The 3229-nt window shown below is 44.0% G+C and carries 3 protein-coding genes; all 3 read left to right on the top strand.

Annotation, left to right across the window (positions count from 1 at the left end; genetic code table 11):
- Window positions 1-27: 27 nt before the first annotated feature.
- The 3 genes from BMZ23_RS14640 to BMZ23_RS14630 all read left to right on the top strand — a co-directional run bounded on the left by BMZ23_RS14640 (window position 28) and on the right by BMZ23_RS14630 (window position 2942).
- Window positions 28-1422 (top strand): RNA-binding domain-containing protein, encoded by a 1395-nt coding sequence (locus BMZ23_RS14640; RefSeq protein WP_093479057.1) that lies wholly within the window; start codon window positions 28-30, stop codon window positions 1420-1422.
- A gap of 103 nt (window positions 1423-1525) precedes the next feature.
- Entirely contained in the window at window positions 1526-2176 is a 651-nt protein-coding gene (locus BMZ23_RS14635; protein WP_218143626.1) for a hypothetical protein, read from the top strand.
- 418 nt (window positions 2177-2594) lie between these two features.
- Window positions 2595-2942: a DUF3024 domain-containing protein gene (locus BMZ23_RS14630; protein ID WP_093479051.1), complete on the top strand. Its 348-nt coding sequence runs from the start codon at window positions 2595-2597 to the stop codon at window positions 2940-2942.
- Window positions 2943-3229: the final 287 nt, after the last annotated feature.

Genomic DNA, 3229 nt, shown 5'->3' with positions numbered 1-3229 from the left:
GAGTATCCACTATAAACGAGGAATGTCATGGAAGTAAGAAGGATTGACCAGGATGAGATTAAAGCGATTCTTGATCTTAACGAGGATCACTTTAATGATGTGAAAAGTAAAAGAATTGCGCCTGCAAAACTACAAGAAACATTCGTGGCTTTCGCTAATGCGGATGGCGGCGATATTTTCATAGGAGTTGAGGATAAATCTGAACCTGGGGAGAGGGTTGTTGGATTTAATGAGCAAGAAGAGGCCAATGGAATTCTGTCGACGCTCCTTGAAGAGACAAATCCCTCTGTCGAAAATTTGGTTGTCGAATTCCTTGAGGCCGCAGGCAATGGGTTAATCCTTCATATAGGAATACCAAAAAGTCCAAAAGTCCACTATACAGCTTCTGGAGATTGTTACATTAGGATAAATGCTTCTAAAAGAAAAATTAAAGGCGAAAGAGTAACACAGCTTGCATACTCAAAGGGCGCTGAGCCGTATGAGAGAAAAGCGCTACCGGACGTTGACATTGACGATATAACTGACAGCAAGCATTTAGCGGATTATATGCATCGTGTTTCATCGCACTTGCAGCCAGAGACTTTCTTGCGAAAACAACGGCTACTTACAAAAAAAGACGCAGACAGAGTTCCCAATGTGGGATGTGTTCTCCTTTTTGATGAAGAACCACAGGCAACCTTGGAAACACGCTGTGCAGTAAAGGTCTATAGGCTGCGAACAACCGAAAAAGAATATAAAAGGGAACAGCTTGCTGAGATGCCGGTTACTATTAACGGTCCTGTTGAGATAGTTATCGCAAGTACAATTGCACAAGTTGCCAAGTATATTGATGGCGAATCTTTCGATGACAATGGAACACTGGTAAAGCTTTCGTATCCATCAGAAGCTCTCAAAGAGATTCTAGTAAATGCAGTAATTCATAGGGACTATAGCCTGAATGATGATATTCATGTCCGGATTTTTGACAATAGAATAGAGATACAAAGCCCTGGCAAGCTCCCTGGCTATATGAATTTGGGTAATCTATACGATGAACGGTTCTCCAGAAATCCTAATTTAGTAAGAATGCTGCATAACTTACCGGACCCGGTAAATCATGATATTGGTGAGGGTTTGGATACCGCAAAAAATGAATTGAAAAAGGCGGGCTTGGTTGATCCTGTTTTTGAGGAAAACGATAACGCTTTTATTGTCACGATACGTCACCAGAAACTGGCTTCAATTGAAGATGTAGTGCTCCAGTACTTTGAAAACAATCCCGAAGCATCGATAGGTAATAAATTGGTACGCCAGCTTAGCGGCGAAGATGACATGCAAAAAGTAAAATCAGCCCTCCAGAGACTCAGAGCAAATGGCACAATTAAGCTTGAAGACGAAAATGCATCCCCGTTCAATTATAGATACGTCAAGGCACAGGGTTAACAAATCAAAGCACTCGGACGCAGCATAGCTGCGCCGGTGTTTGAGGCGTTATGTTCACTTAGTTTGATTGAGTCATCAACACTAAATAAAGGTCATGCTAATAGTGAAAGAGACCCTTGGTAGGTTATATCTGTGGCAAATAGCCATAAATAGAATCATTGATCTTCTGGCGCTTAGGCAGCGAGTGCACCGCTTTTGCAACACTGGAAGGCCGCTGCATATTACTGAGTTATATGATGCAGAGCGCAGAAGATTGAAAGCTGGTCTACGACTTGATGGAGAGGCATTAAATAGCTTCGAAGAAAAACATGGCTCTTTATTCCCTGACATTCATGATATTCATATCATTGACGAGCTAACAACTGAAGAAATAATTATTAAATTTTGCACTATTTTTAACGACGGCTATGGGAAGAAAGGGGTTATTGCCGCCAACAAGAAACCATTTTGGGAGCCGATTCTTGAAGAGATAATTTCAGAGGCATTCTCTGGTGAAGTTAAAGTAAAATTTAATAAATTCATAGAAGATGCCAAGGCTTACCGCAATAAGCACGGCGCGCACTTTGATCAAGAAAGTTTTATCATGACGCATGGTGATAAAAAACCCGACGAAGACGGGGTTATTTATAGCGTAGGCTGGAACAGCGCCTTATTGACTTTTAACTGGGATTTTATAAGTGACACTATCCCTGTTTTTAATAAATCCTTGAATGGCTATATTAAAAAGCTACAAAAAGAAGCCGACATAATTTAGAGAGTTGCGTCGAAACATAACAACTGGTTCAAATCGTTCGCTGCGCTCACTGGGACGGGCTAAAGCCCGCCCCTTAACCAAACGTTAGGTGATCCATGCTGACTCGTTATCCCGATCAGGCTCGTACGCGAAAAGGTTTCGCATTAGTCGGATTTATTTTCCTGTGTTTTGGTGTTGTCATGTGTTTTGTCGGATCAGTATTTGGAGCGATCATTGGATTGGTTATCGGTAATATTCTGGTAGTGCCATGCTTTACATTCAGCCATTTAGCATTCGTGAAATACAAAAAAGCGCTGTCTTGGCTAGGTACGTTCGGAAGCTTGTAGTGAAACCTAACAAGCGGCCACTCGCTTTGCTCGCTGGGACGCTGCTGACGCAGCGCTCCTTAACCTGAACGTTAGTCCCGGAAGGATGAGAGATGGCATTGAACGACGTTGATCGGAAGCGGGCCGAAAAGTTAGTAGGCGCCTTTATCGAGAAGCTCCGTCCGCCGCCACACATTCGGCCAGAGCTTGATCTCGGCTTTCGAGTTGAGGGCCAAAGCGTGGAGATCTTCGAGATCCGCCCGGTTTGGCAGGCTCCCGAGCAGAAGATGGAACATGCGGTAGCCAAGGCCACCTTTGTCAAGACACAGCAGGTCTGGAAAGTGTATTGGCAGCGGGCGGATCTGAAGTGGCACTCATACCCACCTGCACCGGAAGTTGACTCGCTGGAAGAGTTCCTGTCGTTGGTGGAGAAGGATGAGCATGCCTGCTTCTTCGGCTAGAGCGCCGAAAGTGAATCCGAGCTTGAAGAACAACAAGATCAAGAGCCTAACCAGGGCATGGAGTGCGACGGCTGCTACGCAGCCGCGCCTCATGCCAAAACGTTAGCCATCCAAGGAACTTAAAAATGATTCAGTGGCCACCTCACACAAAAATATATTGTTATAACCGTAACGATGAAGAAATAGCTAGATCTAAGCGAAGTCGTCTAGATCTGGCCGACGAACTAATGCTGAATTATTCGGGTGATATGCCTCGTGTCTGCTTTATTGAGGTTTCTACAAAAGCG

Source organism: Halopseudomonas yangmingensis (assembly GCF_900114825.1).
Classification (GTDB): Bacteria; Pseudomonadota; Gammaproteobacteria; order Pseudomonadales; family Pseudomonadaceae; genus Halopseudomonas; species Halopseudomonas yangmingensis.
The sequence above is the reverse complement of the archived record's forward strand: the minus strand, read 5'-3'. Positions and strand labels throughout refer to the sequence as shown.

Bases quoted from the DNA above. Each gene is read 5' to 3' on its own strand.
- BMZ23_RS14640 (WP_093479057.1), top strand. From the start codon at position 28: ATGGAAGTAAGAAGGATTGACCAGGATGAGATTAAAGCGATTCTTGAT.
- BMZ23_RS14630 (WP_093479051.1), top strand. From the start codon at position 2,595: ATGGCATTGAACGACGTTGATCGGAAGCGGGCCGAAAAGTTAGTAGGC.